A 19,708-nucleotide genomic window follows, 5' to 3' on the forward strand; every position below is an offset into this window, starting at 1 on the left:
CCATCGATTTTACCGATAATACTCGGTTTCCGGGGCGGAGACCCCCTGACGTGAACGTTCCGATGTAGTTATGGTGGGTGAGCGGGAACGCTCAACTATGCCACATATCTGCCGGGAGTGCAAGCGCACCTTCGACACCGAACTCGAACTCGAACTCCACCGAGACACCTGCAGTGCCGGCGAGCTGTTCTGTGACGAGTGCGGGGAACGGTTCTCCGAGCGGGCGGGCACAGAGGACGGCTGGCACTATCGATGCCCGAACGACGACTGCGACGGCGAAGGGATCGACGACGCGATCCACCGGGTATCGAAGGCCCGCGTCCAGACGCCCTGAGACGGGTTCTCGTCGCCGTTCGCCCGGTCGAGCACACGGCGTCCGGCCGAACTACGTGCGGACGGGTTCGGCCGACGCCGGGCTCGATCGGTCAGTCCCGCAGGAGCGCCTCGATCCGGCCCAGCGCACGCTGGCACACGGGCGCGTAGCCCGCCGCGAGCAGTGGAATCTCGAAGACGACCCGGCAGCGGTCCGCGCGGACGTGCTCGACGCGGTGGCCGGTCGCGGGGATCTTCGCGACCCGCCACGTCCACCGGTAGTCCCGGCAGCTCGTGATCTCGAACGGAACCGTCCCGACCGGCGTCGTCACCCGACCGGTCGTTCCCCGTTCGACGATCCGCTCGCTCGACTCGACCGCCCGCACCGACGGTCCCCAGTCGGGCCACTGGTTCGTGTCCGTGAGAACGTCCCAGGCGGCGTCGCGGGTCGCCGGAATCACCCGGCTCACACAGAGGCGACGCCCGTCTGGAGTCCGATCGACGTTCAGCGCCACGGCTGTAGTTCGTTCTCACTGCTAATAAACGGGGGGCAACTATAGGGGAGTTCGGTCACAAGCGTCGGGCAGATGATCGAAGCTCGGGACCTTCGCAAGGAGTACGGGGACTTCGTCGCCGTCGAGGGGAGCACGTTCTCCGTCGACCAGGGCGAGGTGTTCGGCGTCATCGGCCCGAACGGTGCGGGCAAGACGACGACGCTGAAGATGCTCTCTGGACTGCTCGAACCGACCAGCGGCGACGTGTCCGTCGCCGGCTACGACGTGACCGACACCGAGATGCGCCAGCAGCTCGGCTTCCTCCCAGAGGAATCGCCCCTCTACGAGGAGATGACGCCGCTGTCGTACCTGCGATTCTTCGCGGACCTGTACGACGTGCCGACGGACGTGGCGACCGAACGGATGCACGACACGCTGGACGAACTCGAACTCGAACACCGCGAGCGCAAGCTGGGCGACATGTCCAAGGGGATGAAGCGGAAGGTCGCCATCGCCAGATCGCTCATCAACGACCCGGACGTGCTGGTCTACGACGAACCCGCCAGCGGACTCGACCCGCTGACGACGAACTACGTCATCCAGTTCACCGAGCAACTGGCTCGGGAGGGCAAGACCATCGTCTTCTCGGCGCACAACCTCTACCACGTCGAGACGATCTGTGACCGCGTGGCGATCATGAACGAGGGCCAGATCGTCGCTCGCGGCGATCTGGAAGCCCTCCAGGACGAGTACGGCGACCGGGAGTACCACGTCTACGCGACCGTCGAGGTGCCCGGCGCGGTCGCGGAGAACGGCAACTGGCGGCGCGTCGTCGAGACGATGGACGGCGTCGAGGACGTACGGGCGGCCGCCGCCGAACGCGGCGGCGAGGTCATCGACATCAGGACCGAGGAGTCGAGTCTCGAAGAGGTGTTCCTCAACGTCGCCGAGAGCGAGACGCCGGGGACCCGCTACGTCGAGGAGGCCTAGATGAATCCGCGGAAGCTACTGCGGATCGCCAAGTGGGAGGTGACCAAGAACGCCGGGGGCGTCGACAAGCGGACCGTCGCCATCATGGCCGTCTCGGTCGTGGCGATGGTGCTGGTCGCCGGGCTCGCAGCCAGCAGCGGGGCCAGCGGACTCGACAGCGGGCTCTACCGGATCGGCGTCGACGAGTCGAGTTCCTACTACGCCCCGGCCAGCGACGACGCGGCGTTCGTCGTCCAGGAGCCAGACCCCGCGGCGGTCGAACGCGGCGACCAGGAACTGCTCTTCGTCGGGACACAGCTGGCGAGCAGTCCGGAAGACCCCAAAGAGCGGGCGGCGCTCGGTGAGTTCCGCACGAGCGTCGACCGGTACAACAGCCGTCAGATGGCCCGCGACGACAACCGGACCGCAGCAGCGCCCGTCTCGGTGACGCTGGTCTACCTCGAACAGTCCGGCGTCTCTGAGACGATCGCGTCCGACAGCGGCTCGGGCGATGGCGGCGACGGCGACGGTGGCGGTAGCAGTGCCGGCGGGTCGAGCGGCGGGAGCGGCGGCGACGGCGGCAGTGCCAGCGGCTCGACCGACAGCGATGCCGGGGGGCTGGCCGGGCTCGGTGCGGGACTGACGGGCGGGTCGACCACCGGCTCTCCCTCGGACATTCAGCCGCCTTTCCCCTTCGAGTCGCTCGTGCTCGCCTTCCTGTTTATCGTCCCGATGAACTTCGTCATCCAGGCCTACGGCTCGACGATGCTCTCCGAGCGGCTCAACCGCCGGGGGGAACTGCTGCTGGTCTCTCCGGTCAGCCGGTTCGACATCGTCGCTGGGAAGACGCTACCGTACTTCCTCGGTGCCATGGGCGTCGTGACGCTCATCACGCTCGGTCTGCGATTCGCCGGGCTCACTGCGGGCGGCGGGCCGATCGCGGTCCTCGCGATGCTCCCGATCGCACTGCTCTTCCTCTCGGCGACGTTCTGTGGCGCGATGTTCGCGCGGTCGTTCAAGGAACTGACCTTCGTCACGGTGACCGTGACGGTCTCGCTGACCAGTTACGCCTTCGTGCCGGCGATCTTCACGGACGTGACGCCGATCGCACTGATCTCGCCGCTGACGGTCGTGGTCCGCGATCTCCAGGCCCAGACTGTGACGGCGAGTAACTTCGCGTTCTCGACGATTCCGCCCACGCTGACGGCCGTCGTCCTGTTCGGACTGGGGGCCGGGCTCTACCGGGAAGAGGACATGTTCACCCAGCGAGCGATCCCGCTGAAGGTGCTCGACGCGCTGTCGGGGCGGATCAAGTCGAAGTGGAGCGCACTGAAGCTCTCCGTGTTGCTGATCCCGCTCGTGTTAGTCGCTGAACTGGTGGCGATCGCACTGATCTTCCCGCTGCAGGGGCTGTCGGCGGCACTGACGATCCCTCTGATCCTCGGTGCGGTCGTCCTCATCGAAGAAGTCGCGAAGAGTCTGCACCTCTACGCCGGCTACACCAGCGGTCGGTACGACCGGTCGCTCCGGACCGGGGTGATCGTCGGCACACTCAGTGGCGTGGGGTTCTTCCTGGCAGAGAAGGTGACGCTCGTGGCGCAACTGGTCAATCCGGGACTCCGCGAGATCCAGACCAGCCAGGTCGGGCTGGAACTGCTGCCGTCCGGCGTGCCGCTCTGGGTCACCGTCCCCGTCCTCTTGCTCTTGCCGCTCCTCTTGCACGTCGTCACCGCGACGGTCTCCTCGCTCGGGGCGCGGCGCTCTCGGCGGTCGTACCTGCTGGCCCTGGGAGCCGCGATGGTGATTCACTTCGCCTACAACTACACGGTGGTGATCGCCCTTGGCCAGTGATCGCTCGCTGGACCCACGGCTCGTGATCGCCCGCCGGGACCTGGCGTCGCTCGGGCGCGAGAAGACGATCGTGCTCGCGATTCTGATTCAGCTGTTCGTGGCAGCGTTCTCGTCGTTCCTCGTGGTCGGGCTCACGTCGCTGTACGACCCCGGTTCGGTCGAGTCGGGCGGCATCGAGATGGCCGTCACCGGCGACGCCCAGCAAGAGCTGTTCGAGGCCGTCGCGGAGACCGACGGCGTCCAGCCGGTCGCGTTCGACACGACCGACGACGCCCAGCAGGCGTTCAACGTCGGGCGCGTCGACGCGGTGTTGACGGGAACGTACGCGTCACCCGACAGTGACGGCCAGGTAATCGAGGTGACGGCGATCGCGCCCGACAGCAGCATCCGGACGACGTTGATCGTCGTCCAACTGCGCGAGGTGCTGAAGACCCTGGAGCGCAACGAACGGTTCGAGCGCGCCGAATCGCTCGATGCGCCGCCCCTCGAACTCCCGCCGGAGGCGAACGCCAGCCCGTACTTCAGCTTCACCTACACCGTCTTGATCCCGCTCTTGCTGTTCTTGCCGCCGTTCATCAGCGGCTCGGTCGCCGTCGACACCATCACCGAGGAGATCGAACGCGGCACGCTCGAACTGCTGCGGGTCGCGCCGGTCAGCCTGGTCGACGTGGTCGACGGCAAGTCCCTGGCGATGATCGCGCTGGCACCGGCACAGGCGGCGCTGTGGATCGGCCTGCTGTCGGTCAACGGGATCGCAGTGTCGAATCCGCTGGCGCTGTTGGTGTTCGTCGCTGCGACGGCGGCGATCGTCGTCGTCTTCGGCGTCGTGCTGGGGCTGCAACTCGGTCGCCGACGGCCCGCACAACTCCTGTACTCGGTCCTGACGCTGGTGGTCTTCGGCGCGGCGATCCTCCTGCCGGAACACCCATCGACGACGGCGGCCAAGCTCGCGGTCGACAGCCCGTCGCTCGTGACCTACGGCCACGTCGCCGGCTACGTCGTCGCCGCCGTGGTGCTGTTCGTGGTCGCGCGCCGGTACGTCGCCCGCGTCGAGCCCGAGTCGCTGTAGTCGACCGTCGCCGACGTACTTTTTTGTGGCACCGTCTGCTGGCTCGGGTATGGAGTACACGACGCTGGGTTCGACCGGGATCGAGGTCTCGAAGATCTGTCTGGGGTGTATGAGCTTCGGCACCTCCGAGTGGCGCGACTGGGTCCTCGACGAGTCCGAGAGCCGGGCGGTCATCGACCGCGCGATCGACCTGGGGATCAACTTCTTCGATACGGCCAACATGTACTCGGCGGGCGAGTCCGAGCGCGTCCTCGGTGAGGCGCTGTCGGCGTACGACCGCGACGAACAGGTCGTCGCCACGAAGGGGTTCTTCCAGATGGACGAGGACAATCCCAACGCCGGTGGCCTCTCGCGGAAGGCAATCGAACAGGAGCTGTCGGCCTCGCTGGACCGGTTGGGGATGGACACCGTCGACCTCTACCAGATCCACCGCTGGGACGACGACACGCCCATCGAGACGACGCTGCGGACGCTGGACGACGCCGTCCGCCGCGGCCAGATCCGCCACGCCGGGGCCTCCTCGATGTGGACCTACCAGTTCGCCGAGGCCCTGCGGACCAGCGAGTGCGAAGACCTGACCCGCTTCGAGACGATGCAGAACCACTACAACCTCCTCTATCGCGAGGAGGAACGCGAGATGCTCCCCTTCTGCCAGCGGGAGGACGTCGCCGTCATCCCGTGGAGCCCGCTCGCCCGCGGCTACCTCACGCGCCCCCACGAGGAGTTCGACGCCACGACGCGGGGCCAGACCGACGACTACGCGCGAGAACACCCCTACTTCGAGGGCGGCGGCCGCGAGATCAACGAGCGCGTTCAGGAACTGGCCGACGAGAAGGACGCGACGATGGCCCAGATCGCGCTCTCGTGGCTCCTGCACAAGGACGCCGTGGACGCCCCCATCGTCGGGACGACGACGATCGAGCACCTCGAACAGGCCGTCGCGGCGCTCGACATCTCGCTGGCCGACAGCGACATCGAGTGGCTGGAAGCGCCCTACGAGCCGGTGCCGGTTTCGGGCCACGAGTAGCGAGGCGCGCTGGGTGCGAGGCGCGCTGGGTGCGAGGCGCGCTGGGTGCGAGGCGCGCTGTGAGCGAAGCGAGCAGCGGGCCTCGGAGGAGCGAGCGGGAGTCGAAACGACACGTGAGCAGCGAGGCGCGCTGTGAGCGAAGCGAGCAGCGGGCCTCGGAGGGGCGAGCGGGAGTCGAAGCGACACGTATTACGTAGTTTTACAGCGAAAACAGATTCAGGGCACCCGTCCACCAGGGGTTCCGCGCTCGCTCGACGGAGTCGTGCCGGCCTGTTCGTGGGTGTGGTGGTAGAACCGCAACTGCGGGCCGCCGTCGTCGACCGGTTCGAAGCAGACCCGTCGGAAGCGCTCGTTCTCGATCAGGTTCACCGCGACGCCCTCCTCGTGGACCGAGGCGGAGTCGTAGGCCGTCTCACAGATCGGGCAGCGTTCCGGTGGCTCACCGACGCCCGCCTGGGCTGCCTCGTCGCCGCTCATCGCTGGCTCCTGGCTGTCTCGCAGTTGTGCTCGTGAGATATCTCGGTCGGGTTGCCGAACACCGCCACACGCCACCGAACGGTGTCGCTCTGTCTGACTGCACACTCCATGTCGGTCACTGGGGAGGGGAGGCCCAAAGTTCCCCGGGCGACACCCCTTATTGCCCTCGCGCCTAACGTCGAGTATGCGCCCTCTGCTCTCGATGGAGTGGCGAAACGTCCTGTTCGCCCACTGGCCGGTCCCGGTCGAGACGGTCGCTCGGTCGCTGCCCGAGGGGCTCTCCGTCGACACCTTCGACGGGTCTGCGTGGCTCGGCGTCGTCCCCTTCCGGATGGCGGACATTCGGCCGCGGGGCTCCCCGATCGGACGCTCGTTCTACGAGCTGAACCTCCGGACGTACGTCACGCTGGACGGCCAGCCCGGCGTGTACTTCTACAACCTCGACGCCGACGACCGGCTCGGCGTCGCGGTGGCTCGCCGGCTGTTCCGACTGCCCTACTACCGCGCTCGGATGACTGCTCATCGTGACGGCTCGCGGACGCGTCTCCAGAGCGTGCGCACCCATCCCGACGCCCCGGACGTTCGATTTCGGGCCAGCTTCGAGCCCACCGGCCTGCCCGAGCCCGCACGCGACGACTCGCTGGCCGCGTTCCTCACCGAGCGGTATCGGTTCTACGTGGCCGACGACCGCGGCCGGATCTACTTCGCCGACATCGACCACCCGCCGTGGGACCTCCAGCCGGCGACGGTCACGTTCGACCGCAACGACCTGTTCGCCGCCAGCGGCTTCGATACGCCCGGCTCAGAGCGGATCGTCCACTTCAGTCCCGGCCTCGACGTGACCGCGGGCCGACTCCACCGACACGGCTGATCGGCGGCGGCGCTCCTCGATCGCCGGATCACTCAAGCTCCTCGCGCTCCTACGGAGCGACATGTCCGGGCCGCTGCGTCCCCTCTCGATCACGCTCTCGGACGTGTGTTTCCTCCACTGGCCAGTCGCGCCTGCCGCGGTTCGTGCCGTGCTCCCCAACTGGGCCGAACCGGACACGATGGACGACACGGCGTGGGTGTCTGTGCTGTCGCTCTCGATCGACCGCTTCGACGCCTTCGGCGTCCCCGTTCGCGAGCGCGTCGAGAGCGTCGCCGTCCGCACGTACGTGCAGACGCCGTCCGGCGACCGTGCGGTCGCCTTTCTCTCGCTGGACGTGACCGACCGTCTCGTCGCAGACGCCCTCCGAACGCTCTTTCACCTGCCGGCGTCCCACGCCGACGTACGGCGACGCCGCCAGGACAGCCGCACGGAGGTCGTCTCGCGGCGGCGAGACGGCGCGGACGCGCGACTGGGCGTCACGTTCGGGCCGACTGGAACGCCGACGACGACGGCACCCGACACCCTCGCCGCCTTCCTGCTCGACCGCGAGCGCTACGTGACGACCGGGCCGCTGGAGACGCGACTCGTCGGGTCGGTGGGACACCCGCCGTGGAGGGTCCAGCCCGCCGACGCGGCCGTGACGGAGACGACGCTGCTGGACGCGGCAGGGGTCGACAGCCTCGACGGCGAACCGCTGGCCCACTACAGTCCCGGCGTCGAGATGGGCGTGGGCGTGCTGGAACCGCTGTAGCGCCCGGCCGCTCGTCGCCGAACGGTGAGTCGTCGACCCAACAGCTAAGCCGAGCCGTCTACTGGATAGCCCCATGCCGGCGATCGAAACGACGGGGCTCACGAAGGAGTACGGCGACCTCGACGCGCTGTCGGGGCTGTCGCTGACGGTCGGGGAGGGCGAGCTGTTCGCGCTGCTCGGCCCGAACGGATCGGGCAAGACCACGACGATCGAGATACTGACCGGCCAGCGGACGCCCACGTCGGGCACGGCGACCGTGCTGGGCCACGATCCCGTCGCCGAGCCGATGGCGGTCCGGCGGACGATCGGGACGCTGCCCGAGCGGGAGGACCCGCCGAGCTTCCTCACGCCGCGGGAGTTCCTCGAATTCGTCTGCGAGGTCCGGGAGCTGTCCGATCCGGACGCACACGTCGAGCGGTGGGCCGAGCGACTGTCGTTCGCCGAGACGCTCGACACCCTGTCGACGAACCTCTCGGAGGGCCAGCGCCAGCGCGTGATGCTCGCCGCCGCCTTCGTCCACGAGCCGGAACTGGTCTTCATCGACGAGCCGCTGGTCAACCTCGACCCGATCATGCAAGAACAGGTCAAGCGCCACCTCGCGGACTACTGCGCCGAGGGCAACACGATCTTCCTCTCGACGCACTTCGTCGAGGTGGCCCAGGAGCTGTGTACCAGCGTCGGTATCGTCTCCGACGGCCGGCTGGTCGCGACCTGTGATCCCCGCGAGCTTGACGACGGCGAGCTGCTGGACGTGTTCGTCGCGGAGGTCGACGCCGAGCGCGAGGCGGTCGTCGGATGACGGCGTCCAACCAGACGTTGCTGTCGTGGATGGTCCGCGAGGAGTGGCGGCTCCACAGCGAGCTGTTCGGCGGTCGTCGGTTCGCGGGGTTCCCGCTGGCGATCGGCGCACTCACGGCACTTGGAACCGCGCTGCTGGCGGCCACCGGGACACAGCCCGCGGCCGTCCTCGCCGGGCTGCACGCGCTGGTGGCGCTGTTCGGTCTCCAGGTCGGGACGATCGGTCTCGTCGGCCGGGACGCCCTGCGGGACGTGCTGGGCGACGTGACGCTGTTGCTCTTCTCCGCGCGGACGCTCCCGCTGTCGATGAAACGGCTCCTCGGTCTCTTCCTCGTGAAGGAGGTCCTCTACTACTCGGGGCTGTTCGTCACCCCCGTGCTGGCGGGCTTCGGCGTGGTCGCCGTCGGCCGCGGGATGGCTCCCGCGACGGTCGCGCTCGCCTGGCTGACGGTGACGCTGGCGTTCGCGCTCGGTGCGACGGCCAGCCTCGCACTCGCGGCGCTGGCCGCGCGGAACGCGCTCGCGGTCGGCGTCGCGCTGGCCGCTGGCGTGGTCGCGGTCGTCGCCACCGGCACCGACCCCGTCGCGCTGACGCCGTACCGGCTGTTTACCGATCCGTCCGTGGCGGCCGTCGTCACCGCGGTGGTCCCGCCGCTCGCTCTGGGCGGCCTCGGGATCGCGCTGTTCGAGCCGACCGAAGACGACGGCGACGACGGCCGCCACCGGCGGCTGGATCGCCTGCTGGTCGCCGTCGCGCCCGACGGACTGACGCGCCGCCCGCTGCTCGCCGTCGCGCGCTCGGCGGGCTCGGTCTGGAAGGTCCTGTTCTCGATGGGCGTCCTCTTCGGCGTCACGGCGCTGGTGCTCCGGCAGGTGACGGCCGCGACGGGTATCGAGCCGGACGTCGGCATCGCCTTCGGCACGCTGCTGGGTCTGGGCGGGTTCACGACCTACAGCTGGGTGACCCAGTTCGGGGACCCACGCGAGTACCTCCGGTACCCCGTCAGCTACGACGCGGTGTTTCGCGGCGCGTTGCGGGCGTACCTCCTGCTGTCGGTCGGGGCGTCGCTGCTCTATCTCGCGGTCGCGCTGCTGTGGTACCCTCTGGCCGAGGTCGCGCTGGGTGCCGTCGTTCAGCCGCTGGTCGCGCTGTACGTCTTCGGCGTGACTGCGGCGGTGACCGGGCTCTCGCCAAACGAGTTGCTGTTCGACACGCCGCGGTTCGCGCTGTTCGGTGCCGCCCTCGCCGTGCTGGCGACGCCGCTCGTGGTCGCCGCGCTGGCGGTGCGCGTCGACCCACTCCTCGTGCGGGTCGTCGCCGTGGTGATCGCACTCGTCGGCGCGGTCGTGGGCCTGGTGCTGACGAGACGCGCCGGGCCGCGGTGGACGAGCGTCTTCCGCGAGTGAGACTGTCGTCGCGGCGTGCCAGCAGACACCGTGGCGACACGACTGCATCGAGTATCTATAAGTGTCCGTTCACGCAATACCACGATAATCGAACTGGTGTCCCACGTGACAACGCCAAGCAGCGGTCGAGAACAACTCAGTGTCCTCGTCGTCGACGACAGCGAATTCTTCGCGGAGATGACCGCCGAGACGCTGGCCGAGGACCACGACTTCGGCACGCACGCGGCGAGCGACCCGAAAGCGGCTCTCGACTACTTCTCTGACAACGACGTGGACTGTATCGTGAGCGACTACGAGATGCCCGGCATGGACGGCCTGGAGTTCCTCGATGCGGTCCGGGAACGCGAGCCCGACATCCCCTTTATTCTCCTCACCGGACGCGGGGACGAGGAGGTCGCCAGCGAGGCCATCGCCGCGGGCGTCACCGACTACCTGCTGAAGCTCGAAGTCGTCGAAGACAAGCAGTACGGACGCTTGGCAAACCGGATCAGAAACGTCGTCTCGAAGCGCCGCACCCAGGCCAAGTACGAGCTGCTGGTCGACACCTCCCCGGACCTGATCGCACAGGTCGCCGAGGACGGGACGATCCTCGCAGCCAACCCGGCGATGGCCGAGTTCACCGACATCAGCCGAGAGGAACTCGTCGGCCAGACGCTGGCTGCGGTCCTCGGGGCGGTCGGCGAGGATCGGACCGCGGTCGGCCAGTCCGTCATCGAGGACGGCGATCCGACCCACGCGGAAGACCAGATCGACGGCCGTTCGTTTCACAACATCTACGTCCCCATCGACGTACACAGCCACCGGCCGTCGTTTCAGCTGGTCTCTCGGGACATCACGGAGCGCGTCGAGCGCGAACGGGAGCTCAAGCGCCAGAACGAGCGCCTCGAAGAGTTCGCCAGCGTCGTCAGCCACGACATGCGGAATCCGCTCAACGTGGCCCAGTCCGCACTCCAGCTGTTAGAGGAAGACAGGGGCGACGACGCCGAGCTTCAGGCGAGACTGACGCGCTCGCTCGACCGGATGGAGTCGCTGATCGACGACGTGTTGACACTCGCTCGCGAGGGCGAGACCGTCGACGACCCCAGCGTCGTCGACCTGGGCACGATCGCCCGCGAGAGCTGGATGGTGACCGACAGCGGCGAGGCGGAACTGGTGGTCGACTCCACGGCCCGGATTCAGGCCGACGACGGCCGTCTCGGGAGCATCTTCTCGAACCTCTACGGGAACGCCGTCGACCACGGCTGTCCTCCGTCGGACGCCGAGGACGCCGAGGACGCCGATCCGGTGACCGTCACCGTCAGCGTGACCGACGACGGGTTCGTCGTCGCCGACGACGGCTGTGGCATGAACCTCTCGACGGACGAGGACCCCTTCGAGATGGGATACTCGACCGACACCGAGGGGACCGGCATGGGACTGACCATCGTCGAGCGCGTGGCCGAGGCCCACGGCTGGTCGGTCGAGCTGGGCGAGAGCGAGGACGGCGGCCTGGCCGTCGAGATCAGCGGCGTCACCTTCGTCGACTGACCGGTCGGCCTTTGGCGATCCAGTCCGTAGCGCAACTCGATGAGCCGCGGCGTGATCGTCGATCTCGACGGAACGGTGTATCACGGCGACGACCTCGTCCCAGGGGCCGCGACGGCGGTCGACTCCCTCAGGGCCGCCAGCGAGTCGCTCCTGTTCTTCTCGAACAACCCGACCCGGAGCGGTGCGGCCTACGTCGACCGGCTCGCCGACCTCGGTGTGACGGTCCGTCCGGGCGAGGCCTGTTCGGCGGCCGACGTGACCGCCGAGTACCTCCGGGCCCGCCACGCCGACGACGACGTGTTTCTCGTCGGCACGGACAGCATCGCGGAGATTCTCGACACCGAGGGGGTGGCGCTCACCGACGAGCCCGAGCGAGCCGACGTGTTGCTCGCAGGGTGGAGTCCCGACTTCCACTACGACGACATGGTCGACGCACTCCGGGCCTACGACGAGACCGTGCCCTTTCTCGGAACGGATCCGGACCGCACGTTCCCCGGTGAGAACGGCCTGCCGACGCCGGGATCGGGAGCCATCGTCAACGCGGTCGCCGGTGTCCTCGAAGCGGAACCTGATCTGATTCTGGGCAAGCCGTCGCGACGGGCGACACAGGCGGCACTCGACAGGCTGGGCGTTCCGACGTCGGACTGTCTCGTGATCGGGGATCGTCTCTCGACGGACATCGCGATGGGCGAACGGGCCGGCATGGAGACCGCGCTGGTGCTCTCGGGTGTCACGACGCGGGCGGATCTCGCCGACAGCGACGTGGCACCCGACCACGTCCTCGACTCGATCGCCGAGATCGACACCGTTCTCTCCGACCGCTGAACGGTCGCCCTGTCGATTGCCTGACGAAGATCTGTCAGTTCACCATCTGATTTATTGTCGCCGGCTGTGTCACTCTCTAACGCGCTCTCGGCGAGCGCGGTGTTTCCAATGAGTGACATCCTCATGATCGTCGGCGACTTCGGCGAAGACTACGAGATAATGGTTCCCTTCCAGGCGCTGCAGATGGTCGGCCACGAGGTCGACGCGGTCTGTCCGGAGAAGGAGGCCGGCGAGACGATCAAGACGGCCGTCCATGACTTCCGGGGCGACCAGACCTACATGGAGGGCCGCGGGCACAACTTCGAGCTGAACGCGACGCTGGCCGACGTGACGCCCAGCGACTACGACGCGCTGGTCGTGCCGGGCGGACGCGCGCCGGAGTATCTCCGGACCCACGAGCCGGTGCTCGACGCCGTGCGGCACTTCTTCGAAGCGGACAAGCCCGTCGCCTCGCTGTGTCACGGCCCCCAGATCCTGGCGGCTGCCGGCGTCCTCGACGGGTACGAGATGACGTCTTTCCCCGCCGTCCGGGCGGAGTGTGAGGCGGCCGGGTGCTCGTGGGTCGACGAGGTCGTCACCGACGACAACCTCGTCACCGGCCAGGCCTGGCCGGACCACGACGAGTGGCTCGCACAGTTCCTCGATCTGCTGGGGACCGACATCAGTCACGGCGAACCGGTCGCGGCGGACGACTGACGGTCCGTCCGCGGTGACCCGGCGGTCCCCCAGAATAAACTCTAAACAATGTGGCTGTGTGGTGTGGTCGAATGCTTTTTTAGACCGGTCGACAAACGGGATGACATGGCAGACAAAGACGACCTCAGAGAGCAGTTCACCGAAGCGTTCGAGGAAGCCGACTACCCGATCTCCAGTCCGATGGACCTCGTCCCGGCCCTACCCAACGGGCCGTCGACGAAGTTCGAGTCCGGCGACTTCTCGATGACGGCGATGGAGCTCAACACCAAGCTCGGCGGGGACTTCCCCTACGACAGCGTCGACGAGTTCGTCGACAGCGTGATGGAACAGCTCGACGACCAGGACCTGCTGTAGGTCGTTCCCGTCGCTGATTTTGTCGTCCAGCCGGACGGAGAGCCGCCGGCTCGTCGCGCAGACGGTTCGGTCGTCTGGACACAGACTGTGAGCGACAGCTGGGTCGGATGCTGGCACTTATGCCGGCGGTGACCCTAGCCGGCACATGGTCGTCGCGACAGCCGTCGACACGTTCGGTCCGTTCCTGATCCCGGCGACGCTGTTCGTCGTCGGCGTGGCCGGCTACGCGGTGCTGTGGATCCTGACCGGTCAGCAACGAAAGTGGGCCGCCGACGACGGCGACGGCGTCCGGAGTCAGGACGGCTCGGAGCCGCCCGAGCGCTGAGCGCGAGCGGTCGAACGGCGCGGCCGAACCCTCGGCAACGATACTTATTTCCTTGCGATGGCCCTACCCGAGAGTGAATGTTGAGCGCGAAGATGGAGGACTACCTGAAGGCCCTCTACCAGCTCCAGCGTGACGAGGACGGTCCGGTCTCGACGTCGTCGCTGGCCGACGCACTCGACGTGACGCCGCCGACGGCATCGAGCATGCTCGATACGCTCGCCGACGCCGGCTTCGTCGAGCGCGAGAAGTACAAGGGAGCGCACCTCTCACCGGAGGGCGAGACCGTCGCGCTCGAAGTCGTCCGCCACCACCGGCTGCTGGAGACGTACCTCACCGAACACCTGGGGTACGACTGGTCAGAGGTCCACGACGAGGCCGACCGGCTCGAACACCACATCAGCGAGGAGTTCGAGCGCCGCGTCGCGGCCGCGCTGGGCGACCCCGAGGTCGATCCCCACGGCGACCCGATTCCCAGCGAGACTCTGGAGCCCCTCGACGAGGAGTTCGGCGAGACGCTGGGCGAACACGAGACCGGCGACGAGGTCGTCGTCGAGCGGATCAGCGACCGGGACCCCGACGAGTTGGCGTACCTCTCCGAGCGGGGCATCGCCCCAGAGAGCCGCCTGGAAGTCGTCGACGTGGCTCCGATCGGGATGGTCACCGTCGCCATCGACGGCCGCGAGGTGTCGCTGCCCGACCGCGTCGCAGAACTGATACACGTTCGGCCCGTTGCTACAGAAGAGAACACGGGCACTGCCTGACCATGGACACGCTCGACGACACGGATCGCCAGATCCTCGAACTGCTGTTAGAAGACGCCCGCCGGCCCTACAGCGAGATCGGCGACGCGGTCGATCTGTCCGGGCCCGCGGTGTCGGACCGGATCGAACGGCTACAGGAGCGCGGGCTGTTGCGACGGTTCACGGTGGAACTCGACCGCCAGATGCTCCGAGAGGGCGTTTCCGTCCTCGTGGAACTGACCGTCGATCCGGACATCGCCGCCGACGTGGCGACGCGGCTGGGTACCGTCGACGCCGTCGAACACGTGCTTCGGACCGTCGACGCGCGACTCCTCTTTACGGCGACGGTGCCCGAGGCCGACGTAACGTCGCTGCTCGAAGAGTGGGACCTCCTCCAGTACGTCCACGAATTCGACGTGCGCGTCCTCGCCGACACCGTCTGGTCGCCCAGCGTCGGCTCTGCCGAACTGGCTCCGACCTGTGTCGAGTGTGGCAACACCGTCGACGACGAGGGGACGAGCCGCGTCCTCGACGGGACGGAGTACTACTTCTGCTGTGAGTCCTGTGAGTCTCGGTTCGTCGAGACGTACGATCAGCTCCGAGACGGGATGTGACCGGTTTGGATGTGATCGTTCCGGGCCACGATACCCTTCGATTCGAAACTCTGACCTGCTAGAGGCATTGGTTTCGAAGGGGCAAACCGCATGAAACAGGAGCCCGTATCGATACACGAGATGAGTCCCATGACGACCCGTCTGTCGGTGACGGGTATGAGCTGTGCGAACTGTGCAGCCACGATCGAGGACGCCCTCGCTGCCCTCGATGGAGTCGCGTCGGCCGACGTCAACGCGGCCACCGACGAGGCGCGCGTCGAGTACGACCCCGAAGTCACGTCGCTGTCGGCGATCTACGACGCCGTCGAGTCGGCCGGCTACGGTGCCGTCGACGAGACGATCTCGGTCGGTATCACGGACATGTCGTGTGCCAACTGTGCCGAGGCCAACGCGGAGTCGCTACTGGCGACGCCCGGCGTCGTCGCGGCCGACGTGAACTACGCCACCGACGAGGCACAGGTACGGTACAACCCGGCCGAGGCGGACCGGTCGGACCTCTACGACGCGATCGAGTCGGCGGGCTACACGCCGGTCCGGGACGACGGAGACGGCGGAGACGACCGCGACCAGCGCGACCTCGCGCGGCAGGAGGAGATCCGACGCCAGCTTCGCCTCACGCTCTTTGGCGGCGCGCTCTCGGTCCCGCTGTTGGTGATGCTGGTCGATCACGTCCTCGGGCTGGGACTGCTCGGCGGTTCGCTGGCTGGCATCGACGTGGGCTGGTTCGCCTTCGCGCTCGCGACGCCGGTCCAGATCGCGCTCGGGAAGCCCTTCTACGTCAACTCCTACCGCGCGCTGGTGCGCAACGGTCGAGCGAACATGGACGTGCTGATCGCGCTTGGCTCGTCGACGGCGTACGTCTACAGCGTCGCGGCCCTGATCGGGCTGATCCCCGGTGCGGGGCTGTACTTCGACACGGCCGCGCTGATCCTCGTGTTCATCACGCTGGGCAACTACCTCGAAGCCCGCTCGAAGGGCCAGGCCGGCGAGGCGATCCGGTCGCTGCTGGAGATGGAGGCCGAGACCGCCACGGTCGTCCACGAAGACGGCCGTGAGGAGGAGGTCCCGCTGGAAGCGGTCGCGGTCGGCGACCGACTGAAGGTCCGGCCCGGCGAGAAGGTCCCGACCGACGGCGTCGTCGTCGACGGCGAATCCGCGGTCGACGAGTCGATGGTCACCGGCGAGTCCGTCCCGGTCGAGAAAGCCGAGGGCGACGAGGTGATCGGATCGACGATCAACGAGAACGGCGCGCTCGTCGTCGAGGCGACGAAGGTCGGCGAGGAGACGGCGATCCAGCAGATCGTCGCTCGCGTCCGCGACGCCCAGTCGCGTCAGCCAGACATCCAGCGGATCGCCGACCGCATCTCGGCGTACTTCGTCCCGGCGGTCATCGCCAACGCCCTGCTGTGGGGCGTCCTGTGGTGGCAGTTCCCCGCCGTCCTGGGCGGGTTCGTCGACGCGCTGCCCCTGTGGGGGCTGCTGGGTGGCGGCCCCGAGGCCGTGGGTGGTCCGATCGGCGTCACCGAGTTCGCGATCGTCGTGTTCGCCAGCGCCGTCCTGATCGCCTGTCCCTGTGCGCTGGGCCTGGCGACGCCGGCCGCGACGATGGTCGGCACCGCCATCGGTGCCCAACACGGCGTCCTCTTCGAGGGCGGCGACATCCTCGAACGGGTCCGCGACGTCGACGCCGTGGTCTTCGACAAGACGGGGACGCTCACCGAGGGCGAGATGGAACTGACCGACGTCGTGGCGCTCGACCCGGCCGCGCCCGACGGTGGCGTCCAGCGCGAGGCGCGCGACGAGCCGACGGCCTTCGACGAGGACGACGTGCTCGCGCTGGCCGCCAGCGCCGAGCAGGAGAGCGAGCACCCGCTGGCCGAGGCGATCGTCGAGGGTGCACGCGAGCGCGGCCTCGACATCGAGTCGCCCGAGTCCTTCGAGAACGTCCCCGGCAAGGGGGTGCGAGCGACGATCGATCGCGGGGAGGTGTTCGTCGGGAGCCCCCGACTGCTGGACGCCAACGGCATCGACCCGACCCCCGCCGACTCGGACCGCGAGCGACTCGAATCGGAGGGGAAGACGGCGATGCTCGTCGGATTCCGTCCCCGCGACGCGGACGGCGAAATCGACGAGCGGGCCGGCCGCGTGGTCGGTGTCGTCGCCGACGCGGACACGATCAAACCCTCCGCGAGCGACGCCGTCGCCGACCTGCGAGACCGCGATCTCGACGTGTGGCTGATCACCGGCGACAACGAGCGGACGGCTCGCGCGGTCGCCCGTGAAGTCGGGATCGACCCGGACAACGTCATGGCCGAGGTGCTTCCCGAAGACAAGGCCGACGCCGTCGACGAGATCCAGGCCGACGGGCGCGAGGCGATGATGGTCGGCGACGGCGTCAACGACGCACCGGCGCTGGCGACCGCGGCCGTCGGCTGTGCGATCGGTTCGGGTACCGACGTGGCGATCGAAGCGGCCGACGTGACGCTGATGCGAGACGACCCGGCGGACGTGCTGAAGGCGATCCGCGTCTCGGAAGCGACGCTACAGAAGATCAAGCAGAACCTCGTCTGGGCGCTTGGGTACAACACGCTGATGATCCCGCTGGCGTCGCTGGGCCTGCTCCAGCCGGTGCTCGCTGCCGGTGCCATGGCGCTGTCCAGCGTCTCCGTGCTGACCAACAGCCTGCTGTTCCGGGGGTACACGCCCGACACCGACTACCAGCTGTTGGGCCGACTGCGCTGAGCGCGGTCCGCGTACCGTCACAGCTTCGCTCGCGGTAGGCAGCGGTGGCACGCTCGTCGCCGGGTCCAACACACTCAAACCCACGGCGACCCGAGACGCTCCTATACTGTGGCCCAGACGGACACCGTCGAGCGGAGCGACGACCGGCCGGACAGCAGCGAGACCGTGCGCCGGCCGACCGGGCTAGGCGTGCAGCTGCGAGCGCTCTGGCGCGCGGTCGTCATCTCCTGGCAGTTCGTCCCGTTCGCGATCACCCTCCTGCGTGATCGCCGTCGATACCTCCTCTTCGGTCGGTCCCGCGAAGTGACCAGCGCCCAGCAAGCCCGGCGCGCGCGGGCTCTGAAAGCGACGTTCGTCGACCTCGGCCCCGCGTTCGTCAAGATCGGGCAGATGCTCTCGACGCGGCCCGACGCGCTGCCGGCGGCCTACGTCGACGTGCTCGCTGAGCTTCAGGACCAGGTCCCGCCGGCCCCCTGGGCGGAGATCGAGCCGGTGATCGAGCGGGAACTGGGACCGATCGATTCGGTGTTCGAGACGTTCGACACCGAGCCGATCAGCGGCGCGAGCCTCGGACAGGTGTACGTCGGCGAGGTCGACGGGGACCGGGTCGCGGTGAAAGTCCTCCGGCCGAACGTCCGTCGTCGCGTCGAGTCGGACCTCCGAGTCGTGGCGACGCTGACGCCGGTCCTGCGCTGGGCGTCGCCGCCGGGCCAGGCGTTCACGCTCGGGAACCTCGCCGAGGAGTTCACCGTGACCATCCGCGAGGAGATGGACTACGCCCACGAGGCCCGCCGGCTCGACACCGTCCGCCAGAACTTCGCCGCGGTCGACGACGTGTGTATCCCCGACTCGCTGCCAGAGTACTCGACCGACCGCGTCCTCACGATGCGCTACGTCGAGGGGACGAAGATCGACGACGTGGCCGCGATCGACGAGCTGGGGGTCGACCGCGAGCGCATCGTCACGCGCCTGACCGAGATCTACATCAAGATGATCGTCGAGGACGGCGTCTTCCACGCCGACCCCCACCCCGGCAACCTCGCCGTACAGGACGACGGCACGATCGTCTTCTACGACTTCGGGATGACCGGCCAGCTCGGGCCGGAGACTCGCGCTCACCTCGTCGACTTCTACGTCGGCATCGCGACCGACGACATCGATCAGGTGATCGACTCGTTCGTCGCCATGGAGGCGCTGGACCCGACGGCCGACCGCCAGATGGTGCGCGAACTGTTCGAGATCGCCTTCGAGCAGTTCCGTGGGGCCGATCTGGACGAGTTCGACGTCGAGGGGATCATCGCCGAGTTCGAGGGCGCGATGTACGAGTTCCCGATGCGGATCCCGCAGGATCTGGCCCACGTCGTCCGCGTGACGACGGTTCTGGACGGCGTGACCCGGACGCTCGCCCCCGAGTTCGACTTCATCGAAGTCGTCACGGACTACGTCCTCGAACGGGGGATGGCGAGTGGCGGCGAGGAGATCCGCGAGCGCGTGACCGACCAGCTGCGGGCCAGCGCACGGGCGACCGTCGCGGTCCCGCCCCGACTCGACGACGCCCTGGCGAAGGTCGAGCGGGGCGAGCTAGCGCTGTCGACGGTGATCGAGGACGACCGCGGTGCCTTCCGCAGGATGGCACGGCGGCTCGTCTACGGGCTCTGTGTCAGCGTCGGCCTCCTCGCGATCGCCGGGCTCTACGCGATGGGGGCGCTGCGGGCCCTCGTCGCCGTAAGCGGGCTGACGGCGCTGTTCGCTCTCGCGCTCGTCTGGTCGTTTCGCGGTCGGCGCGGTCCCGGCCTGGGCGCGTCGCCGCAGTTCACCCGCCAGGAGATGCGCCGCCGACAGAGCGGCGAGGAGTAGCG

Annotated in this window: 20 protein-coding genes; 18 read left to right on the forward strand and 2 right to left on the reverse strand. The window is 68.1% G+C overall.

The window, feature by feature from the left end:
• The first annotated feature begins 97 nt into the window (after positions 1–97).
• Positions 98–334, forward strand: a complete 237-nt coding sequence (locus ACAH01_RS07020; protein ID WP_153553770.1) for a transcriptional regulator — start codon at positions 98–100, stop codon at positions 332–334.
• Positions 335–425: 91 nt separating this feature from the next.
• On the opposite strand, the gene ACAH01_RS07025 is transcribed toward ACAH01_RS07020, so the two are convergent.
• Complete coding sequence (locus ACAH01_RS07025) at positions 426–827, reverse strand: SRPBCC family protein (protein ID WP_170094667.1); 402 nt, start codon at positions 825–827, stop codon at positions 426–428.
• A gap of 72 nt (positions 828–899) precedes the next feature.
• Between ACAH01_RS07025 and ACAH01_RS07030 the strand changes: the two genes are divergently transcribed.
• The 4 genes from ACAH01_RS07030 to ACAH01_RS07045 are packed head-to-tail and all read left to right on the forward strand — an operon-like array spanning position 900 to position 5,722.
• On the forward strand, positions 900–1,796 hold the full coding sequence (locus ACAH01_RS07030; RefSeq protein ID WP_170094665.1) for an ABC transporter ATP-binding protein: 897 nt from the start codon (positions 900–902) through the stop codon (positions 1,794–1,796).
• Entirely contained in the window at positions 1,797–3,626 is a 1,830-nt protein-coding gene (locus tag ACAH01_RS07035; protein WP_372480685.1) for an ABC transporter permease, read from the forward strand. It begins immediately after the preceding gene.
• Positions 3,616–4,695: an ABC transporter permease gene (locus ACAH01_RS07040; RefSeq protein WP_372480686.1), complete on the forward strand. Its 1,080-nt coding sequence runs from the start codon at positions 3,616–3,618 to the stop codon at positions 4,693–4,695. Before ACAH01_RS07035 ends, ACAH01_RS07040 begins: the two co-directional genes overlap by 11 nt.
• A 49-nt stretch (positions 4,696–4,744) precedes the next feature.
• Positions 4,745–5,722 (forward strand): aldo/keto reductase, encoded by a 978-nt coding sequence (locus ACAH01_RS07045; protein WP_372480687.1) that lies wholly within the window; start codon positions 4,745–4,747, stop codon positions 5,720–5,722.
• Between the two features lie 216 nt (positions 5,723–5,938).
• Here ACAH01_RS07045 and ACAH01_RS07050 read toward each other — a convergent pair whose 3' ends face one another.
• Positions 5,939–6,199: a hypothetical protein gene (locus tag ACAH01_RS07050; RefSeq protein WP_372480688.1), complete on the reverse strand. Its 261-nt coding sequence runs from the start codon at positions 6,197–6,199 to the stop codon at positions 5,939–5,941.
• A 184-nt stretch (positions 6,200–6,383) separates the two neighbouring features.
• Here ACAH01_RS07050 and ACAH01_RS07055 point away from each other — a divergent pair, with 184 nt between their 5' ends.
• From ACAH01_RS07055 to ACAH01_RS07115, 13 genes are all read left to right on the forward strand, one after another.
• Complete coding sequence (locus ACAH01_RS07055; RefSeq protein WP_372480689.1) at positions 6,384–7,070, forward strand: YqjF family protein; 687 nt, start codon at positions 6,384–6,386, stop codon at positions 7,068–7,070.
• Positions 7,071–7,131: 61 nt separating this feature from the next.
• The gene (locus ACAH01_RS07060) at positions 7,132–7,821 is read left to right on the forward strand and encodes a YqjF family protein (RefSeq protein WP_372480690.1); all 690 of its coding nucleotides are present in this window, start codon (positions 7,132–7,134) and stop codon (positions 7,819–7,821) included.
• Positions 7,822–7,894: 73 nt separating this feature from the next.
• Positions 7,895–8,620 (forward strand): ABC transporter ATP-binding protein, encoded by a 726-nt coding sequence (locus ACAH01_RS07065; RefSeq protein WP_372480691.1) that lies wholly within the window; start codon positions 7,895–7,897, stop codon positions 8,618–8,620.
• Positions 8,617–10,026: a hypothetical protein gene (locus ACAH01_RS07070; RefSeq protein WP_372480692.1), complete on the forward strand. Its 1,410-nt coding sequence runs from the start codon at positions 8,617–8,619 to the stop codon at positions 10,024–10,026. Before ACAH01_RS07065 ends, ACAH01_RS07070 begins: the two co-directional genes overlap by 4 nt.
• Positions 10,027–10,131: 105 nt before the next feature.
• Complete coding sequence (locus tag ACAH01_RS07075; protein ID WP_372480693.1) at positions 10,132–11,553, forward strand: response regulator; 1,422 nt, start codon at positions 10,132–10,134, stop codon at positions 11,551–11,553.
• A gap of 39 nt (positions 11,554–11,592) precedes the next feature.
• Complete coding sequence (locus ACAH01_RS07080; RefSeq protein ID WP_372480694.1) at positions 11,593–12,378, forward strand: HAD-IIA family hydrolase; 786 nt, start codon at positions 11,593–11,595, stop codon at positions 12,376–12,378.
• A gap of 108 nt (positions 12,379–12,486) precedes the next feature.
• Positions 12,487–13,074 carry a DJ-1/PfpI family protein gene (locus ACAH01_RS07085; RefSeq protein WP_372480695.1) on the forward strand — a complete coding sequence of 196 codons (588 nt, stop codon included), beginning with the start codon at positions 12,487–12,489 and terminating at the stop codon, positions 13,072–13,074.
• Positions 13,075–13,179: 105 nt separating this feature from the next.
• Positions 13,180–13,428, forward strand: a complete 249-nt coding sequence (locus ACAH01_RS07090; RefSeq protein WP_153553756.1) for an MTH865 family protein — start codon at positions 13,180–13,182, stop codon at positions 13,426–13,428.
• 145 nt (positions 13,429–13,573) lie between these two features.
• Complete coding sequence (locus tag ACAH01_RS07095; RefSeq protein ID WP_153553755.1) at positions 13,574–13,753, forward strand: hypothetical protein; 180 nt, start codon at positions 13,574–13,576, stop codon at positions 13,751–13,753.
• Between the two features lie 77 nt (positions 13,754–13,830).
• The gene (locus tag ACAH01_RS07100) at positions 13,831–14,514 is read left to right on the forward strand and encodes a metal-dependent transcriptional regulator (RefSeq protein ID WP_170094642.1); all 684 of its coding nucleotides are present in this window, start codon (positions 13,831–13,833) and stop codon (positions 14,512–14,514) included.
• Between the two features lie 2 nt (positions 14,515–14,516).
• Positions 14,517–15,107, forward strand: coding sequence for an AsnC family transcriptional regulator (locus ACAH01_RS07105; RefSeq protein ID WP_153553753.1), 591 nt, complete (start codon positions 14,517–14,519; stop codon positions 15,105–15,107).
• A 120-nt stretch (positions 15,108–15,227) separates the two neighbouring features.
• Complete coding sequence (locus ACAH01_RS07110) at positions 15,228–17,849, forward strand: heavy metal translocating P-type ATPase (RefSeq protein ID WP_372480696.1); 2,622 nt, start codon at positions 15,228–15,230, stop codon at positions 17,847–17,849.
• A 108-nt stretch (positions 17,850–17,957) separates the two neighbouring features.
• The gene (locus tag ACAH01_RS07115; protein WP_372480697.1) at positions 17,958–19,706 is read left to right on the forward strand and encodes an ABC1 kinase family protein; all 1,749 of its coding nucleotides are present in this window, start codon (positions 17,958–17,960) and stop codon (positions 19,704–19,706) included.
• The last annotated feature ends 2 nt before the right edge of the window (positions 19,707–19,708 follow it).

It is taken from the genome of Halomicrobium sp. HM KBTZ05, from assembly GCF_041530035.1.
GTDB lineage: Archaea > Halobacteriota > Halobacteria > Halobacteriales > Haloarculaceae > Halomicrobium.